Here is a 1375-nt window from a genome sequence, read left to right as displayed (position 1 = left end):
TCTGAGCTTTACGACTCGGCATACTTTTCTGGGCCCGGGAACGTTTATTCTGTTTTTCCAACTCTTCATGTTGTTGCTGGATATGCGCCAGGACTGCACCTAACCGTTTATTCTCAACCACTTCATTTTGCTGTAGCCCAGCCAATTTATTGAAGATGCTGTAGTTGAGCTTTCGTCCCTCATACATCAGGGCCACGGTGCCATCCGGATACTCCAGAAATGAAATGTATTGCCCAACAAGCTTATGATTCAGCTCTGTCGGTTCAAGCAGATAAATACATTTGTCATAGGTAATCGTCAGATTCTTCGTGACCTTACGCGGTTCCTGCCAGGTAAAAATATCATCCAGTTCAAGATCAGATTCGGTTAATGGTCGATGTAAATTCTTTGAGTTTCTCGCACATTTGGCGAATTTCTGATTGAAATGTTCAATAAAGCAGGGTAGCCATGTATTGGCCTCAGCAATCGAGCCAATGCCTTCCAGGCGCATCTCCTTGATCAAACGGTCCTGAAGGGTTCTATTCGCTCGCTCTACGCGACCTTTGGCCTGTGGTGAATTGGCGAAGATAATATCAATGTTTAACTCGTTCAGAATCCGCCCAAATTGCGTGATCTTGCTGTCTTGGCTAGATTTCTGATTGACTCGGAATACCGAGTGTTTATCGCTATAAAAGGCCAAAGGCTTGCCATATCGCTCAATGTAGGCTCGGGTTGAAAGCATATAGTCAAAGGTCGTTTCAGCCTCACAAAAGCGCAGATGCAGCAGCTTGCCAGTGGCATCATCGATATACACCAGCAAACAGCATTTGGCGGCTCGGCCTTCAAACCAGTCATGATATGAGCCATCAATCTGGATCAGTTCACCGAAGCAATCCCGGTTATAGCGTGGCTGATATGGACGTTTCAGGCGCTTGGATCGCGGAATCCAGAGCCCATTGGCCGTCATCCAGCGCCGAACCGTTTCTACCGGGATATTCAGGTCAAATATGCTGCTGAGCTTCTCATGCGCCAAGGTGGGTCCAAATCCAAGCAGATGTTCAGAAATAATGGAAAGACATTTTGATTTTAATAACTCATCATGGCGACGATGGCCAGGTTGACCACGACTGGCATGCGCCATACCTGAAACACCATCTTGATTGAGCTTCTGCAACAACCGGGTAATTTGACGGGTGGAAAGACTCAGGATTTCAGCAGCACGGACTTGGGTAATACGATGATCTCGAACGTCTTGCAGTACAGCAAGACGTTGTATTTCTTTATCAGACATAGTGATCAGCATCTATATTTTATATCCAGTCCATGGTGATAAAAACCATCATAAACCAGACATTTTTATTGGTGAGAATATAGACACTTTAAATGGGTTCTAACA

Annotated in this window: 1 protein-coding gene; it reads right to left on the bottom strand. The window is 45.4% G+C overall.

The features are described from left to right. A partial coding sequence (locus ACP69Y_RS16580) for an ISNCY family transposase (RefSeq protein ID WP_425919539.1) occupies window positions 1–1282 on the bottom strand: 1282 nt, incomplete at its 3' end. Window positions 1283–1375 lie beyond the last annotated feature (93 nt).

Origin of the sequence: Acinetobacter sp. TSRC1-2 (assembly GCF_049895885.1) — a bacterium.
Taxonomy (GTDB): domain Bacteria; phylum Pseudomonadota; class Gammaproteobacteria; order Pseudomonadales; family Moraxellaceae; genus Acinetobacter.
This window is presented reverse-complemented; position numbering and strand designations above follow the sequence as displayed.